Source organism: Streptomyces sp. NPDC079020, from assembly GCF_044542225.1.
GTDB lineage: Bacteria > Actinomycetota > Actinomycetes > Streptomycetales > Streptomycetaceae > Streptomyces.
On record NZ_JBITUB010000008.1, the window covers coordinates 311,924 to 329,332 of the forward strand.

A 17,409-nucleotide genomic window follows, 5' to 3' on the forward strand; every position below is an offset into this window, starting at 1 on the left:
CGGAGCCCTGCCGGAGCCCGCGCCCTGCCGGACCCCGGCGCCCTGCCGGAGCGTCGGCTACCGGCCCTCGAAGGCGGCTTCGAGGGCCTTGTCGAGTTCCTCGGCCGCGTCGATGTCGGGGGAACCCTCGGTCAGCAGATCGTGCGCCTTCGACTGGAGCACCTGCGTGAACGCCCCGTAGTACGGGGTGCGTGGCCGCTGCACCGCGGTCTTCAGCGCCTCGCTCAGCGTGCGGGTGAAGGCGGCGCGGGCGGACTCCGTGGGAATCTGCGCCCTGCCCTCGCCCGTCACGGGCGCGCCGGGGGCGCTGCCGGCCGGGCGCAGGGCCGCGGCGACCGCCGGCCAGCAGGGCCGGGACATCGCGGTGGGCTCGTAGGCCGAGGTGCGGGTGGCGGCGAACCCCGCGTCGAGCAGGCAGCGTTCGCTCTCCGGCGAGGTCAGGAACTTGGTCAGCCCGCGGGCGTTCTCCGCTCGCGGGGAGTCCGCGGTGACGGCGAGGTTCTGGCCGCCGAGCACGGCGTGGCCGGGCAGGGCCGTGACCGCGTACTGCCCGGGTTTCAGCAGGCTCTGCAACGCCCCGTAGGCGTACGGCCAGTGGCGCAGGTACGCGACGCGTCCGGCGGCGAAGTCGGCCAGGGTGGCGTTCTCGTCCGAGGAGAGCGCGGCGGGCAGCAGCCGGTCGTTGTCGGCGTGCCGGAGCAGTTCGTTGAGGCCTTTCTTCAGCTCCGCCGGGTCGGACCGGTACGTGCCGTCGTCCCGCACGAGTTCCACGCCGACGGCGGCGAAGGCCTCGATGGTGTTGACGGTCAGCCCCTCGTACTGGCGGAGTTGGGTGGTCCAGCCCGCCTCGCCTCGCTCCCGGTCGAGAGTGCCGTTGTCGAGGGTGGTGATGGAGGCGTAGAGGCTCTCCCAGGTCCAGCTGCTGTTGGGCATCCGGTCCTCGGTGATCCCGCCGTTCTGGAGCAGGTCGCGACGGTAGTACAGCAGCCCGACATCGCTGTTGAAGGGCCTGGCGTAACTGCGGCCCTCCCAGAGCGTGGTGCTCTGCACCCGGGGGATGAAGTCCGGATCATCCGCTTCGTCGGCGGGCAGTGCCTGGATGAGACCCGCCTCGGCGAACTCGGGTATCCAGGTGATGTCGAGGTTGACCACGTCGTACGCGGCGCTGCCCGACTGGAGTGCGCCGAGCAGCTGGCTGCGCTGCTGGTCGGCACCGCCGGGGAGTTCGACGAGCTTGGCCCGGAGGGCGGGATCATCCTGGTGCTGCCGGTTCCACTCCTCGATGAGCTGCTGCCGTACGCCGCCGGAGCCGGTCACATCGAGACCGCTGGCCACGACGATGGGCCCGGCGGCTGTCGTACCGGGACCCTTCCCGCTCGCGTCCGGGCCGGGCCCTTCACCGCCGGAGCCGCCGGAGCACGCCGGCGCGGCGAGGGCGAACAGCGCGCCGAGCGCGACGAGGCGCAGGCGACGCGTCCGGTGCCACCGGCTCCCTCGGATGTCTCTTCCCGTCGTACTCATTCCGCGTCCCCCGTACCGGTCTTCGCGACCTCGGCCGTCAGCTCCGTCGCGATGCTGTCCGACGGATCCAGGCAGCGCCCCCCAGTGACCTCGGCGAGCCGCTGGTTGAGCCGTCCCGGCGCACAGCCGTCGGGGCGCAGGGAGACCGCGACCACACGGACGCGCGCCCCCTGACCCGCTGCCTTCACCACCGCCTCGATGTCCTTCCGCTTCAGCTCCGAGGAGTCCTCGTCGTCGGTGATCAGAACGATCAGCCGGGGATCGGCGCCCGACGAGCCGCTCCGGAGCGTCCCCAGCGCGTCGGTCAGCCCGGTGACGATGTCCGCGTCGGCGTTCACCGCCTTCGCCTCCCCGACCGCTTTCTGCGCACCGGTCAGCGGGTTCTTCCCGTACCGGACGACGTCCGGGTGATCCGTCTTCTTCTTCGCCTTCTTCTCGGGGGCCAGCGTCCACACCCCGTACTGGTCCGACGTACCGAGCGAACGCAACGACCGGGTCACCAGCTCCTTGGCGCGGCCGGGCCCGGACCAGACCCGTTTGTCCTCCATGGACGTCGAGTTGTCGAGCAGATAGAGGACCCGGCCGGGTCCGAGGGCCTTCCGGTAGTTGCTCAGCGCACCGGCGATCGAGGCCACCGACATGAGGGAGTCCGAATCCGGGATGTCGAGGCTCACCGCCCCGTCGTTGGCGGGAGCACGCAGCGGCGAGGTGGGTCCCGGTGGCGCCGGCTTGCCGTCCTCGACATCCCGGAACCCGTCCCGCACGAAGAGCGCCCGTGCGTCGGGGTCCCCCACCAGCCAGTCGTAGAAGTCCTTCACCGCCCGCTCGCGCGCCTTCGTGTCCCGGTCGGCGTCGGTCCAGGTGACCCGGACGAACGGCAGCCCCAGCACCGGTACGTCGGTGGGGTAGCGGGCCGTACGGTGCTGGAGGGTGTCGCTGGCGCAGGAGGGGCGGGTGCCCTGCACGGAGACCTTGGACGGCAGGTTGAACAGCGCCATGGTCTGTTCGGGGACCAGCACGGCGGCCCGGTTCTCCAGGGTGTTGCGGGACCCGTCGGACAGCGCGCACATCAGGTCGCGCGCCGTGCCGGGCATCGGCCGGAGCCGGTCGGCCATCCCAGCCTCGATGGCCGAAGGCTCCCCGGCGGAGGGCTCCCCGGCGGAGAACGAGTCGTACAGCGCGGCCGTGGACAGCAGCGCCCCGTCCGTGCCCTCGGGATCGGGCCGCAGCACCTCCAACGGTTCCTCACCGGCGGGCCGGCCGGTCCTCAGCCCGGCGATGAGCGAGCCGAGCGGGGCACGGGTCCGCGCACCGACCGCCGAGGGCCCGAGGTCGGGAACGGCGAGCACCATCGGGGTGAAGGCCAGCGGCCCCAGCCCGGCGAGCCTCACCGTCTCCCGCGCGGACCCGCTCTGCCCTTCCCGCACCCGCGCGAGGGTGCTCCCGGCCGCCGGGATCCAGATGTCCGGCTGCGCGCCGAGGTCCCGCTGGGGCCGCAGGCAGTCCCCGGACACGGGGCACGTGGGGAGCGGCGACTGCCACAGGGCGGCGGACCGGAACGCGTCCACCGCGTCGGTGGACTTGCCCGCGTAGACACCGATCCCGACGGTGCGGCAGCCCTCCGCGTCCCGGTTCGTATAGGCGTCGGCGGCCTTCTGCACGGTGGGCAGGACATCGGGGTCGACGAGGACCCGCAGCTCCATGGGCGGGGTGCAGCCGCCGCGTCCGCCGCCCGGCGGCCAGTCCGGGGCCGCCCAGAGGACCGCTCCGGCACCGACCGCGAGGGCGAGGGTGAGCGCGATGGCCCGTTTCCGGCGGAGGGCCCGCAGACGCTGACGTACCCGGTCGACGGCACCGCCCTGCTCAGCGCGAACGGGCGCGGTCCTGGGCGCGTCCGTCTCGACGTACGCGGTCTCGGGCACGCCCGGCTCGACGGCCTCCGGCTTGGGCTCACCCGGCTCTCCCTTTTCACCCGGCTCACCCGGGCCCTCGGGCGGCACGGGCGGTGGTAGATGGGGTGGAGGCGGGAGGACGCAGTTCACCCGCCGGCTCGCCGGTGTCAGGGCGAGCAGGACGTCATCGCCGTGCCGTCGCTCCTCGGGAACCCACCGGTGACCGTCGACGGCTTTGAAGGGCGCCATCGCCTCCCGTATCTCGGGGACGATCCGGGTGAAGCTGACCGGTTCGTCGGCCGCGGTCCGCCCGGTCAGCAGCCCGTGAAGGGCGACGGTGAAGTCGGTGCCGATGCCCTCGGCGCCGGGCGGGATCTCCACGCCCGGCTCCGCCGCCATGAGCACGGCGAAGTTCTGCCGGACCTCCGGCGTGAACTCGTGCAGCGCGTTGCCCGCGAAGCAGCAGTCGAGGATGGCGACGACCCAGTCGGCCTTCGCCTTCCGCAGCTCGGCCATCACGTCGTTCCGCCAGGACAGGGCGTCCACGAAGGGGTGCAGCGGGTCCTGGGTGACGCGCGAGGAGCTGAACAGCAGATGCAGATCGCTGCCGTCGCTGCGGACGATCCCGTGCCCGGCGAAGTAGACGACGAGCAGCCCGTCCACCTCGTCACGGGCGGCCCGCAGCGCGGCGTGCGCCTGGAAGGGATCCACCGGCCGCGCCGCCCCCGGACGCCCCTCCCTCTCGGCGGGGTCGGGGAGGACGACGAGATCCGCCCCGTCGAGCACGCCGGATGTCACATGGGTGAGCGCCTCGGCCATGAGCCGCAGGCTCTCCGACACCGCGGGCAGGTCGATCTCGTGCTCGTACGACTCGACGCCGATGAGCACCGCGCGGTGCCGCTTGCCGCGGTTCCCCGCGCCGCGTGTGTTGTACGGCGACACGACGGCTATACCCCCTCGGGCCGTTCACCACCGTGCCCGTGCTCCCCCGCGCCGGGGTCCGGATCGTCGTCGGGAGCCGGTGGCTCGTCCGTGTCCCGGTTGAGCGCGGGGTCGTCCTCGAAGCCGTCCGCCACGAGGCTGACGCGGGGATCCTCCTCGCTGTTGGCGAGCCGGCGCCGGTTGCGGTGCCAGGTCGTCACCGAGTTCCACGCGATGTCGGCCAGCGGCCGGGCGGCCTCGGCGGCCACGATGAGCAGGATGTCCTGGACCAGCTCGCCGCTCATGGACTCGCTCTGGGCGAGCGAGTCCCCCCGTTCCACCTCCAGCCCGGCCCACCCCCGCGCCTCCGTCAGCGCGGGCGCGTTCTCCAGCCAGGCGCAGAGCGCGGCCAGATCCTCCCTGCGCCGGTGCGTACCGCTCACCGTGATCCGTAACGCGACGGTCCCGTCCCGCTTCCCGCCCCCCGTGACCTGCCCGTCTGCCCGCCCACCGGCGTTCCCGCTGTCAGTCATCCGCCCGCCCCCATCGGCACCGTTGCCGCCCGCCCTGCCGGACTCCACCGAACAAGCCATTATTTCACGGGAGTTGACACAAGGCACTGCTTTGTTCCGCACAACGGCGAGGGAGCGGCACGGGCACCCCTCTCGCTCAAGGTCCACTTCCGGCCACGCGCCGTGGCACGAGTGGTGAGGATTCACGGATGTCCGACCTTTGCCATACGATCACAATTCAGCAATCGTCCCAGGGCCGTGTCTCCCCGCTCAGGCCCCGTTCCGTGTGCGCGAGGAAGTCTTCATGCCGCCCTATCAGCCGTCCGCGGACTGGCAGTACGAGATCCCGACGACCGGCAGCAAGCGGCTCCCGCCCGCCGCCCGTTACGTCGAGTCGCTGACCCACCAGGGATACGGCTTCGAGGCGGCCATCGCCGACCTGGTCGACAACTCCATAGACGCGGGCGCCCGCAGTGTCGTGATCAGCTTCCTCCGCGACGAGGACCGGCTCGTCAGCCTGCTCGTGGTGGACGACGGCTCCGGCATGAACGACGAGGCGCTCGACACCGCGATGACGGTCGGCGGCCGGCAGGAGTACGGGAAGAGCGCGCTCGGCCACTTCGGCGCCGGTCTCAAGGCCGCGTCCCTCTCGCACGCCGACTCGCTCACCGTGATCAGCCGCACCAAGCGCAGCCCGTCGGCCGGACGCCGCTGGCTGACCGCCCGCGCCCAGGCCGACTTCACGTGCGACATCGTCGACCCCGGCTACTGCCAGGACCTCGTCGACCGGTACGACGGACTGATCGAGTGGCACGGCACGATCGTCCGCTGGGACCGGGTCCGCGCGTTCGAGACCGTCACCGCGGGCCAGGCCGACCGCTTCCTCAACGACGCGATCGAGAAGCTGGAGACCCACCTCGGGCTCCATCTCCACCGCTTCCTCGCCCGCGAGGACTTCGACGTCGACATCGTCGTCGAGGACGTGACGACGAAGGAGGAGCTGGACCACCGCGGGGTCGAGCCGATCGACCCGTTCGGCTACCGCCTCCCCGGCCGGCCCGGCTACCCGCGTACGTACACCGCCCCGGTCGAGGGCGTCGGCGACGTGGAGCTGACCGCCCACATCTGGCCGCCGAAGTCCCCGCTGGTCAGCTACCGGGGCATCGGCCCGCTCGCCGAACGCCAGGGCTTCTACATCTACCGCAACGACCGGCTCGTCCAGGCGGGCGGCTGGAACAGCACCCGCAGTGCCGAGGGACACCTCGCCCTGGCCCGTATCGCCGTCGACCTGCCGTCCGGGCCGAACGACGTCTTCAGCCTCACCGTCAAGAAGGACGGGGTGACGGTCACCCCCGCCTTCGCACGTGGTCTCGAAAAGGCCGTGGACGGCACGGGGCACAGCTTCGCCACGTACCTCCAGGAGGCGGAGACGACGTACCGGGAGGCGGCCCGGCGGGCCACCGAGCCGCAGCGCAAGGCGGTCATCCCGCCCGGCAGGGGCCTGGACCCCCGGCTGAAGCGCACCCTGCGCGACGAGCTGCCCGAGCTGGAGGGCGAGGACCCGATCACGTTCCGCTGGGACACGCTGCCCTCGGACCTGTTCTTCGAACTCGACCGCGAGGAACGGGAGATCAGGCTCAACAAGGAGTACCGGCAGGTCTTCAACGGAGGGCGGCGCGGCGGCCTGAACGACGCCCCGGTGGTGAAGAGCATGCTCTACCTGATGGTCAACGAGATCTTCCAGAAGGAACGGGTCCGGGCCGTCCACACCGACAACGTCGCCCTGTGGAACAGCGTCCTGGTGACGGCCGCGCGCTGCGAACTCGCGCGCTGACCTTCCCCATCCGGACGTACCCACCCGAGGAAGCGTGAGCACACCATGACCGACCACCTGTTCAACCTCCACGGCGATGTCCTGGGCGCGATGCGCCGGGGCCCCAAGCACTTCGCCAAACTGGCGTTCGCCCTGGCGGAGGCCGACGAACCCGCCGACACCGAACTGAGCCACTTCGCGGACCGCGTCCTCGGCGCGGGCCCCGGCGACGAACTCACCGCCCTGTGGCACCGCACCCTGACCGGCTGGGACCTGGCGGAGCGGGCCGAGTGGTCGTGCGCCCCTCCCCGTACCGACGAGCGCCGCGCCGACACCTACACCCGCCTGGGCTTCGGCGCCGGCCTGCGCAAGGCGCTCGACGGGGCGGTCCCGGTCTTCAAGGAGCCCGGCCCGACCGTCATCAGCACGACGCCGACCGCCTGGTACTCCCGCGACACGGCGGCCGCCCGCGCCTTCTACTGGGACGCGTACGAGCGGCTGCTGCGCCGCAAGGGCTGGTCGGACGCGGCGGTCTCCGGTCTGGACGAGGCGAGCCACGCCGTGGTCGAGCGCCTCGCAGACCCCACGCGCACCGAGGCCTACGGGGCCCGCGGCCTGGTCGTCGGCTACGTCCAGTCGGGCAAGACCGCCAACTTCACCGGCGTCACGGCGAAGGCCATCGACGCGGGCTACCGCCTGGTCATCGTCCTCGGCGGCACCCTGAACCTCCTCCGCGGCCAGACCCAGCGCCGGCTCGACATGGAGCTGATCGGCCAGGAGAACATCCTGCGCGGCGCCGACCCCACGGACCTGGACGCGCTGATCGGTGTCGACTACCAGGACGACGAGGACTGGCCGGCGAAGTTCGTCAGCCACGGCGGACGCCCGTCCACGCGGGGCTCGTTCGACATCGAACGCCTCACCACGCGCGACGACGACTACCAGAGCCTGGCCACCGGGATCCGGGCCCTGGAGATCGACAAGCAGGACCGCACACAGCCGCTGTACGCACCGGACAACCTGCACCGGGCGGCCGCCCGCGTGATGGTCGTCAAGAAGAACAAGTCCGTACTGGGCAAGCTCATCACGGACCTCAAGAAGATCGGCCCGATGGTCCTCTCCGAGATCCCGGCGCTGATCATCGACGACGAGTCCGACCAGGCCTCGGTGAACACGACGGACCCGAAGAAGTGGGAGGCGGGCAAGGTCGACCGTACGGCCATCAACGGCCAGATCTCCCAGCTGCTCGGCCTCCTGCCCCGCGCCCAGTACGTCGGCTACACGGCCACTCCGTTCGCCAACGTCTTCGTCGACCCCGGCGACGGCGAGGACATCTTCCCGCGCGACTTCCTGATCTCGCTGCCGCGCCCGACCGGCTACATGGGCGTGCAGGACTTCCACGACCTGGACCGGACCGACGAGTCCACCGCCGGCGGCGCCGAGGAGTCCCATATCCGGGGCATCCACGACGACGCCCGGGGCGACCGCCTCCAGGAGGCCCTGGACGCCTTCCTCCTCACCGGGGCCCTGAAGCTGTACCGCGCGGCCCGCGGAGTCCCGGACGGCCCGTTCCGGCACCACACGATGCTGGTCCACGAGTCCGTCCGCATGGCCGAGCACAAGATCCTCGCCGATCGCATCAGGACCCTGTGGGAGAAGGCGTCCTACACCGGCCAGGAGGGCCACGACCGCCTCGACGCCCTTCTCGCCTCCGACTTCCGGCGCTTCGCCGACGAAGGGCTGCCCACGCCCACGTCGTACGAGGACCTGAAGCCGCACGTCTTCCGCGCCCGCCAGCTGATCAACTCCGGCGGCACCCCGGTGCTCGTCGTCAACGGCGACTCCGAACGCGACTACGCCCAGCCCGACCTGGACTTCGACCGCACCCCGAACGTGTGGAAGATCCTGGTCGGCGGCACGAAGCTCTCCCGGGGCTTCACGGTCGAGGGCCTGACGGTGACGTACTACCGCCGCAAGACCCAGCAGGCCGACACCCTGATGCAGATGGGCCGCTGGTTCGGCTTCCGCCCCGGATACCGCGACCTGGTCCGCCTCTACATCGGCCGCGAGGAACCGATGGGCAGGACGAAGACGGTCGACCTGTACGAGGCGTTCGAGGCGATCTGCCGCGACGAGGAAACGTTCCGCGCCCAGCTCACCCGCTACGCCACCCTGATCGACGGCAAACCCCAGGTCACCCCGGCCCAGATCCCGCCCCTGGTCTCCCAGCACCTCTCCTGGATCAAGCCGTCCGCCCGCAACAAGATGTTCAACGCGGAGCTGGTGGAGATCCGCTCCCCCGGCGAGTGGGTCGAGCCGACGGCCTACCCGACGGGCGCCGCCGACCTGCGGCACAACGCGGAGGTGTGGCGGCCGGTCCTGGACACGCTCGACCCCACCCCCGTCACCCTGGCCCACCGCGGCCGTGACAGCTACGAGGCGCTGCTCGGCACGCTCGACCACGAGTCCCTGATCAAGGTCCTGTGCGATCTGCGGTGGTCCGCCCCCGCACAGTTCTCGCCGCACCTGGAATCCCTGCTCACCGCGGGCGAGCACGGCTCGGGAATCGACGACTGGCTGGTGATCGCTCCGCAGCAGACGTCCTCCCGCCGCGTCGCCGCCACTGTCCTCGGCTCCCGCCCGCTCTCCCTCGCCCACCGCGTGAGGCGTCGGGGCGACCTCTTCGGTGCCATCAGTGAACCGAAGCACCGCGGGGCCGCGCTGCGGATCGCCCGCGCGAAGGACACGGAGAAAGGGGCGGGGAACGAGGTCGTGGAATCGCTCGTACGCGAGCGACGCGGCGTACTCGTCCTGTATCCCGTGGTGGAGGACAGGGCACCCCGCATCTCCGCCTCCGGAGCGATCGACCCCGAGCACCTCGTCATGGCCTTCTCCCTGATTCCGCCGGGGTCGTCGACAGGCCCGCAGCAGAGCCTGGTGCGCTTCCGGACCATCGACTCCACCAGGAGAGATTCGGCGATCATCGAACGCGGGACGGACGGAACGTAGGAGACTGGTGGTGATGAGCACGGCCAAACCTTCGTCCCCCGACGTCTCCGCCCGGATGAGCCGCCAGGCGAGCCGCGACACCGCGCCCGAGGTGGCGGTGCGGAAGCTGCTGCACGCGGAGGGGTACCGCTTCCGGGTCAACGTGCGCGTGCCGGACATGCCCCGGCGGACCATCGACATCGCGTTTACCCGGGCCAAGGTGGCCGTGATGATCGACGGTTGCTTCTGGCACGGCTGCCCCGTGCACGCGACGCAACCGAAGTCGAACGCCCAGTGGTGGCGGGACAAGCTCGACCGGAACATGGCTCGGGACCTGGAGACGACCGAGCACCTGGCTTCGGCGGGCTGGACCGTACTGCGGTTCTGGGAGCACGAACCTCCGGCCGGTGCCGCCGAGAAGGTGGCGGCGGCCGTCGAGCGGGAGCGACAGGCACGGCAGACACGACACAAGGGTGGGGACCTATGAGCAGACTGCGGTTCGTCGATGTGTGCGCGGGCGCGGGCGGATTGGCGCTGGGGCTGGAGGAGGCGGGCTTCGACCCCGTCCTGCTCCTGGACCGGAAGCCGGTGGCCTGCGAGACGCTTCGCCGGAACCGGCCCGCATGGAACGTCCTGGAGATGGATCTGCTGGACTTCGTTCCGGACGAGCATCCGCAGACCTACGACGTCGACCTGTTGTCGGCCGGGCTGCCGCGCGTGAAATCCAGCGCGACCGCGGCGAGGACGGAGACGGAGGAGGAGCTGCGCCTGCTGGAGGCGGCGGTGCTGCTCGCCCACTCCGTCCAACCGCGGGCGCTGCTCATCGAGAACGTGCCCGGCCTGGTCGACTCCCCGTCTTTCGAGGCCGTCCGGGAATTCATCCGCAAGGAGCTGGAACACCTCGGGTACCGGTTCCGCTGGTTCGTCCTGAACGCGGCCGACTTCGGCGTGCCGCAGGACCGCAAGCAGGGCGTGCTCGTCGCGCTGAAGGAGCGGTACTTCGACGCGTTCCGCCCGCCGGCGCCCACGGTCGACAGTCATGTCCCGGTCGGCAGCGCGCTGCACCGCTCCATGGCAGCTCGTGGTTGGCCGGGTGCGGACGCGTGGGCGGCACAGGCGCTGAGTGTCGCTCCCACCCTGGTGGGTGGCTCGGACAAGCGGGGAGGCGCGGACCTGGGGCTCACGGGGACCAAGAAGGCCTGGGAACGCATGGGGGTCAACGGTGGGGCGCTGGCCGACGACGTTCCCGGACCGGACGACGACTCCACGGGAATGATCAAGCTCACCGTCGCACAGGCGGCCCTTCTGCAGGCATTTCCACCGGAATGGGAATTCGCCGGGAAGAAGACCGCACGCTATCGCCAGATCGGCCACGCCTCTCCGCCGCCCGTCGGGACAGCCCTGGGACGGGCCGTCGCGGCCGCCCTGGCCGCATGATCCCGAGCGGGTCGGCCGACCCCGAAGTGCTGGACGGAGTGAGGTTGAAGGCCGGCTACACTTTCACACCATGACCCGCCCAGCACACCCCTCACTTCCGCCTGCGAAATTCGGGATCGTCGATCTCTTCGCCGGGCCCGGCGGTCTCGACATCGCCGCCACGATCATGGAGGGCGAGGGTGTGGCGAGCATCGGCGTCGAGTGGGACGACGCCACGCGCCGGACACGTGACGCGGCCGGTCTGCTGACCACCGAGGTCAAGGACGTCGCCGCGCTGGGCCCGTGCGACCCGTCGGTCGTCGAGGCGACGGTGCTCACCGGCGGGCCGCCCTGCCAGTCCTTCTCCGTGGCGGGCAGCCGGAAGGGTCACCAGGCGCTGGACGATGTGAAGCGTCTGGCCACGCGGTTGGCCGACCACGAGGACATCGATTCGTTCGACAAGGCGTGGGAAGCGGTCAAGGCCGAGACCGACCTCATGTCGGACGAGCGCACCGGGTTCGTGCTCCAGCCCCTGCGCTGGATCATGGAGGCCAAGCTCAGGCGTGGCCGACCGTACGACGTGGTCGTCCTGGAGCAGGTACCCACGGTCATGCCGGTGTGGGTTCACTACGTCGAGGTCCTCAAGCGGACCGGATACGCGGCCGATGCCCACGTCCTGCACTCCGAGGATTTCGGTGTCCCCCAGGCCCGTCGACGGGCCGTGCTGATCGCACAGTACGACCCCGGGAACGAGCGTCGCGAGGTGCGCTTCCCGAAGGCGACGCATCAGAGGTATGTGAAGGGCGCCGAAAGGCTGACGACGGGCGACCGGGAGGACGATTCCCTCTTCTCGACCCTGCCCGACGGTGAGGAGGAGGACGCGCCCATCGAGCCCTGGGTGTCCATGGGGGACGCGCTCGAAGCGACCCGTCCCGACGACTTCGTCATGGTCTCCAACTACGGCTCCGGCGGCGACCCCAAGAACCGGGGACGCCGCACCTCCGACGAACCCGCGCCGACGATCACCGGCAAGGTGCGACGCAACCGTCTCTACCTGCTCAAGGGCGAGGCGGGTGCGAAGGAGGTCGGTGAGGAACTGGAACGGCTGTCGTTCGAAGAGGCCGGGCTTCTCCAGTCCTTCCCCGCCGCGTACCCATGGCGGTCCACCGATGTGGCCCAGCAGATCGGCAACGCCATCCCACCCCGCCTCTCCCTCCACATCCTGAGCATGGCTCTCCTGCGCGAGAAGCCGAAGAAGGAGTGGTACGACGAGCTCAAGGACTGGAAGCCGCAGCGCCCGTCCCCGGTCGAGGACGAGGCCGAGGACGCCTGAGGCCCCGGCCCGCCCTCACGCCGCGTCGGCAGTGGCCCTTCCGCGTACGGGGGCCTCGGCGAAGAGGCTCGCGAACAGGTCGGCCAGCGCGACCACGGACGCCTCGGGCGTCTTCTCCTCGGGGGGACCCTCCGGAAGCGTCCGGCGCGGCACGGCGGCCGACCACTCCGCCGCCTCGATCCAGCCCCGCAGAGGCCGGCCGTCCCGCTCGATGTCCGGAGCGATGATGTCGTACATGAGCGTGGCCGCCGAAGCGTTGATCACCGCCGCCAACGCGTTGATCTCCCGGCCGGTCCTCACCGTGCCGCGATCGATCAGGCGCGCCGTCGCCTGCGCCGTGGGTCGGTGGTCGATCACGTCGAGCCTCAGGACGGTGTTGAGCATGTCCTGGTGCGCGCACACGGTCTCGACCGGGGCGTAGTCGGGGCCGTCGCGGAACAGTTCGGCCGCCCACCACAGCCGGGCGAACGCCTGTGTGTACGCCGGTCCGCTGAACCGTGCGGCGGTGGCCCTCGGCAGCTCGTCCTTCTTCGGCTCGGAAGTGTGGCGCCAGACGACGTAGTCGGGGGCCACACCCAGCGCCAGGTAGTTCCAGAACCGCCGGTCGGCGGCCTCGCGTCGGCTGAGTCTCAGCGTCGCGTGCAACCGAGGGGCCAGCCAGGCGTCGGCCGCCGTCGGCTTCCCGTCACCGAAGGCGTGCATGGCGTCGTCGACCAGACCACGGACCGGCCCCAGCTCGGCACGGCTCGCCTCCGCGTACGGCAGAGGTTCGGTGACCTTGTTGAGCCCGATGGAGGGGACGTCCTCCTTACCGGTGAGCAGTCCTTCACCGATGTACCGCGCGGCGTTGAGGTCCGCGAGCAGGGCCAGACGTTCGGGCAGGTGGTTCGGCTTCTCGGTCATGCGTCGGTCCCCCGGTGGATGCTTTCGAGGCCACGAATGGTGGCGGTCAGGGCCTTGGGCACTTCCGCCCTGCGCGTCGCCGCGTAGTGGATGCGGGGTTGGAGGTCGGTCCAGCCGGCCGTTCCGGTGCGTCGCCGGTGGACCTCCCGCAGGGATTCCTCCAGGGAGCGGTCGGGCACGACGTCGGGCAGCATCTCGCGGAGCACCTCACCGCGCCAATCGCGCGGGAAGAGCGGCGTTCCGTCCTCCTCGATCTCCAGGTCGCCGATGGCGGTGTGGAAGACGGCTGTCCACACATCCGTGCACATCTGGGCGATCAGAAGATCGCGGACAAGGTTGTCGACCGAGGTGCCGTTGCCACCGACAAGTTCGGTGATGCCTTCGAAATCGGTGTTCACGTGGACGGCCGGGAGGTCGCCGGACGTGTCGACGATCCACGGCACCTCACGGAAGCCGCGCAGCCATTCCGGCCCTTCGCGGAATCCGACCTCATGGACTTCGAGTTCCCGCTCGCGAAGGGGCGCATCGGCCTTCAGGTCGATGATCCAGTCCCTGTCCGAGGTCGCGATCTCCCGTCCCGGCACGCCGTCGACAGTGGCGACCACATGGACAGACATCGTGGCCCGGTCCAGATGGTCCTCACGCCACAGATCCAGATGGCCCGCCCATTGGCGGCCCCCTTCGGCCCCGGGCCTCAGGGACGCCGTGATCCTCGTGTTGGTCGCGCCCTCGCTCAGCACGACGACGACCGCCACGTCCGACCAGGGGCCGTCGGGCTCGGTCGCCCTGCCGGGCACGGTGGCGGAGAGCTTCAGCCGGGCGCTCTCCCAGTCGTCCCGCCCGGCCGCTCCCGGCGCGACCACCTGGTCGACGGTCGAGAACGCGTTGGTGTCCAGCGGTTCCCGGATCTCGCCCGGCCCCCGCAGTTCGACGGCCTCGACCCGGAGCGACACGACACCGGGAAGTCGCTTGTACGGATAGACCTTCATGCCCGGACCCCCTTGTCGGTGCGCAGCTCCACGACGAGTCCGCTGAACACGGCCCGTACCGGATGGGTGGATACGTCGGTGGTTCCCCGGAAGGTCGCACCGCGCGCGCCGGGCGCGATGTGGATCGCCCCGTCCACCACCTCGCAGTTGTGCACGGCGACGAGTTCGGACCAGCCCAGAACCGGTCGCGGCCCGGAGCGCACTTCCAGCTTCGCGACCGGGACGGGACGCCAGGAGTCTCCTCCGAGAGGAACCTTGATCTCCCCCGTGACGCACCACGCGCCGTCGTCGTCGATCCGGGCGTCGAGCTCCTCCAGGGTCGGCGGACCGGCCGCCGACACGGGCCGGGCGACCTTACGGCCTCCCACGGCGAGCCGTTTGCGCAGCCGCTCCGAGCCGCCCTTGCGCTTCTTGGCTGGAAGCGCGACCAGATCGCGCACCGCTCTGTTCGTCTCGGTGGTGAGCGTGGCGATGCGCCGGTACGCGGACGGCGAGTAGAGCATCCGCAGCTCTTCCGTCTGTCCCCACTTGTCATGCTCGGGCGGTTCCGCGGCTCGGAGGAACGCCTCCGCCTCGTCCGCGAAGGGCGCGTCCTCACCCGCCGCCCTGCCCGCGAGCAGCACGGCCTGGAAGGGATTCGTCCCTACCGGCAGGTTGGGCACCCACCCGATCCTGACCGTCATGCGGTTGCCCCGCATGGTCGTCACCCGGTTCGACTTCCCGTCGTCGCCGTCCTCGGCCGCGGTCACCAGGACGACGGCCCGGTGCTCCCCGTCGCTCCGTCCCGCCCGCCCCGGCACCACCAGGGGCACGGTGGTCATGGCCACCTGTCCGGACTCCGTCAACCGCTCCACGGTCGTGCCGTCAAGGAACGCCTGCAGTGCGCGGGTGCGGGAAGGTTGGGTGTCCTGAGGATCGACCCGCGTCTCCGCGATGATCTCCTCGCCGTTGCGGAGCGTCCGGACGGAGGCCTCCAGCAACGGTCGCCCGGTCGCTCCACCGGTCATGGCCGCCCAGAAGTTCCGGCCGAGTGCCTCACGCAGACGGTGGTGCATCCGATGCACGCTGTCGCTGTCCTCGACGTCGCCGCTCTCCGTCTCCTCGGCGAGGCTCGCCACGTCGTGGGCCCCGACGATCAGGAACGACGTGCCAGGCTCGGAGCTCTCCCTGGAGAGATGGAGCCGCTCGGCTCCGCCCTCGTCGGCCCACCACGAGCGGGCGACGTTCACATCGTCGGCGTCGGGATCCGGCCGGCCGAACCAGGCCGGACCTGCCCAGGGTGTTCCGCCCACCTCGCGCCAGGGCAGATCGAGTCGGCCGATGAGCCGCCGTTCGGTCCGTCCCTCGTGCGGTTCCGACAGCGTGGAGTTCATGAGCACCAGGCCGAGTCGGCTCGTCGCCCAGAGCGTCGCCTTACCCAGACCGTACGAGCCACCGGCGGCGCTCATGGACTTGTGGCTGTCGAGCTGACGACGGACGACCGCGGCGAAGCGGCCGGTCTCGTAGTCGTCGCCGGTCAGACCGGAGGCGTTGTAGTCGTCGATGCGCAGGAGGACCAGCCGGTCGCGCTCGTACATGTCGCGCAGCCCGGCGGCGATCGTCCGGCCGACCTTCTGGTCCTGCGCGGAAGCCGCCTCGTAGTGCGGAAGGAGGTCGTCCCAGCGAATCTCCTCCTTGAACCGGGCCAAGGACTCTCCGGTCAGTTCGTGCAGCGTGTAGCGCACCCGGACGGGCTGGGCTGGGTCCAGGCGTTCGTCCAGACTGTTCTGGGTGGCCTCGCGGGCCAGCACTCCGACATCGGCCCGGAACGCGAAGGCCGCCGCGTTGCCGAACTCGCGTCCCCCGTCCGCGTATCCGGGGCGGTGGTACCAGGAGACCGGCAGGCCGGCCAGGGTGTCGGTGGTCCGGGTGTGGATGGTCCCCAGATCTGTCCCCAGCGCCTCGGCGATCTTGGCGATCGTCTCCTCGCGGGGAGTCGCCCGCCCGGTGATCCAGGCCGAGACGGCCGCCCGGGTCAGGCCGATCTCCTGAGCGAGATCGGCCTGGCTCATCTTCGACTGCTTCAGCTGTCGTGCGAGCCAGGGACCGAAGTCCATGCCGGTGTCCATCGTCACCACTCCTCAGCTCCTGCACTGCCCGTGGAGTCCACCGTACACGCATATTTGACAGCGACACGCGGGCGACAATCCTGATTGACATCCCCTGCGGGCCCGAGGAAGGTTCTCACCGTCACATCGTTCAAATGCCCCAATGCGTCACGGGATCGAATAATGCGAGGAATGCCCCCGCATGCCGTTTTGCATCTATTGCCCGAAATGCACTGAACCCGGTCTGCGACAACCGTGCGACGAACACCCTTGCTGAGTACGGGAATAGCCCTGTAAAGTCGAAGCGGGCGAGGCCTTGTCGGCCCCGATCGGCACCCGAATTCGGGGGCCTTCCTTTGCGTACCCGGACACCAAAATCATGCCCGATACGCAATTTCGGCCGATTCTTCAGAACCCCTTGCTCAATTCGGTGGAACGGAGTTTGATCCACGCAACGGTCGCCGCTCCGGCGGCAACACCCTTCAAACATCCGGCCAGTTCCACGACCCCGATTCCATCGTTCCGCAGAATTCACGCCTCTCTCCTCTCGTGTGTATTCAGCCTCTCTGCACGTGCGCCATCTTCGATACCGCCCGATTCGATCACGTACACAGAACACGAGAGCAGAGGTACAACAGCCATGCCCAACGAATTCCGCATCCTCGACCAGTACGACGCATTCGAGGACCCGCACCTCAAGTCCGAGTTTCTCGATACCATCGGCACGACGCGTGCCCATATCGAGTATCTTCGGCGCCTCCGCGACGCCCAGGCCGCCCGCAATGCGGCGAAGGCCGCCGAGGAGTCGGAGTCGAACGAGTCTTCGACGTACAAGCACCGGCGGGAGCCCCGTCCTCGCTGTCGCCGCGCACCCCGCCGCTCCCGGGTGACCGTCAACCACCCGCCGAACCGGGGCGGCACCCGGCGCATGCCCCCGCGTTGTCGGCGGCGCGTCGTCCTCGTGATTGTCATCGAACTGGACTGACCGGCCCCCCGGCCCAATACCCGCGTCTATCGTTCATCCGGCGGACGGC

General features: G+C 70.3%; 12 protein-coding genes. 6 read left to right on the forward strand and 6 right to left on the reverse strand.

Annotated elements, in window-relative coordinates:
* Positions 1-57: 57 nt before the first annotated feature.
* Genes ACIGJO_RS19415 through ACIGJO_RS19425 form a run of 3 tightly spaced genes read right to left on the reverse strand, consistent with a single transcriptional unit; the run spans position 58 to position 4,867 of the window.
* On the reverse strand, positions 58-1,521 hold the full coding sequence (locus tag ACIGJO_RS19415) for an extracellular solute-binding protein (protein WP_399959512.1): 1,464 nt from the start codon (positions 1,519-1,521) through the stop codon (positions 58-60).
* Positions 1,518-4,355 carry a substrate-binding domain-containing protein gene (locus ACIGJO_RS19420; RefSeq protein WP_399959514.1) on the reverse strand — a complete coding sequence of 946 codons (2,838 nt, stop codon included), beginning with the start codon at positions 4,353-4,355 and terminating at the stop codon, positions 1,518-1,520. Before ACIGJO_RS19420 ends, ACIGJO_RS19415 begins: the two co-directional genes overlap by 4 nt.
* 5 nt (positions 4,356-4,360) lie before the next feature.
* The gene (locus tag ACIGJO_RS19425; protein ID WP_399959516.1) at positions 4,361-4,867 is read right to left on the reverse strand and encodes a hypothetical protein; all 507 of its coding nucleotides are present in this window, start codon (positions 4,865-4,867) and stop codon (positions 4,361-4,363) included.
* A 283-nt stretch (positions 4,868-5,150) separates the two neighbouring features.
* Here ACIGJO_RS19425 and ACIGJO_RS19430 point away from each other — a divergent pair, with 283 nt between their 5' ends.
* From ACIGJO_RS19430 to ACIGJO_RS19450, 5 genes are all read left to right on the forward strand, one after another.
* The gene (locus tag ACIGJO_RS19430; RefSeq protein ID WP_399959519.1) at positions 5,151-6,680 is read left to right on the forward strand and encodes an ATP-binding protein; all 1,530 of its coding nucleotides are present in this window, start codon (positions 5,151-5,153) and stop codon (positions 6,678-6,680) included.
* A gap of 45 nt (positions 6,681-6,725) precedes the next feature.
* Positions 6,726-9,668: a Z1 domain-containing protein gene (locus ACIGJO_RS19435; protein WP_399959521.1), complete on the forward strand. Its 2,943-nt coding sequence runs from the start codon at positions 6,726-6,728 to the stop codon at positions 9,666-9,668.
* Between the two features lie 13 nt (positions 9,669-9,681).
* Complete coding sequence (locus ACIGJO_RS19440; RefSeq protein WP_399959523.1) at positions 9,682-10,134, forward strand: very short patch repair endonuclease; 453 nt, start codon at positions 9,682-9,684, stop codon at positions 10,132-10,134.
* Complete coding sequence (locus tag ACIGJO_RS19445; RefSeq protein ID WP_399959525.1) at positions 10,131-11,084, forward strand: DNA cytosine methyltransferase; 954 nt, start codon at positions 10,131-10,133, stop codon at positions 11,082-11,084. The genes ACIGJO_RS19440 and ACIGJO_RS19445 overlap by 4 nt, the downstream gene beginning before the upstream one ends.
* Positions 11,085-11,154: 70 nt before the next feature.
* Positions 11,155-12,396, forward strand: a complete 1,242-nt coding sequence (locus tag ACIGJO_RS19450) for a DNA cytosine methyltransferase (RefSeq protein WP_399959527.1) — start codon at positions 11,155-11,157, stop codon at positions 12,394-12,396.
* Positions 12,397-12,411: 15 nt separating this feature from the next.
* Here ACIGJO_RS19450 and ACIGJO_RS19455 read toward each other — a convergent pair whose 3' ends face one another.
* Genes ACIGJO_RS19455 through ACIGJO_RS19465 form a run of 3 tightly spaced genes read right to left on the reverse strand, consistent with a single transcriptional unit; the run spans position 12,412 to position 16,396 of the window.
* On the reverse strand, positions 12,412-13,299 hold the full coding sequence (locus ACIGJO_RS19455) for a DUF6339 family protein (RefSeq protein ID WP_399959529.1): 888 nt from the start codon (positions 13,297-13,299) through the stop codon (positions 12,412-12,414).
* On the reverse strand, positions 13,296-14,288 hold the full coding sequence (locus tag ACIGJO_RS19460) for a hypothetical protein (protein ID WP_351868988.1): 993 nt from the start codon (positions 14,286-14,288) through the stop codon (positions 13,296-13,298). The genes ACIGJO_RS19455 and ACIGJO_RS19460 overlap by 4 nt, the downstream gene beginning before the upstream one ends.
* Positions 14,285-16,396 (reverse strand): helix-turn-helix domain-containing protein, encoded by a 2,112-nt coding sequence (locus ACIGJO_RS19465; RefSeq protein ID WP_399959752.1) that lies wholly within the window; start codon positions 16,394-16,396, stop codon positions 14,285-14,287. Before ACIGJO_RS19465 ends, ACIGJO_RS19460 begins: the two co-directional genes overlap by 4 nt.
* Positions 16,397-17,015: 619 nt before the next feature.
* Here ACIGJO_RS19465 and ACIGJO_RS19470 point away from each other — a divergent pair.
* Positions 17,016-17,360, forward strand: a complete 345-nt coding sequence (locus ACIGJO_RS19470; protein WP_399959532.1) for a hypothetical protein — start codon at positions 17,016-17,018, stop codon at positions 17,358-17,360.
* The last annotated feature ends 49 nt before the right edge of the window (positions 17,361-17,409 follow it).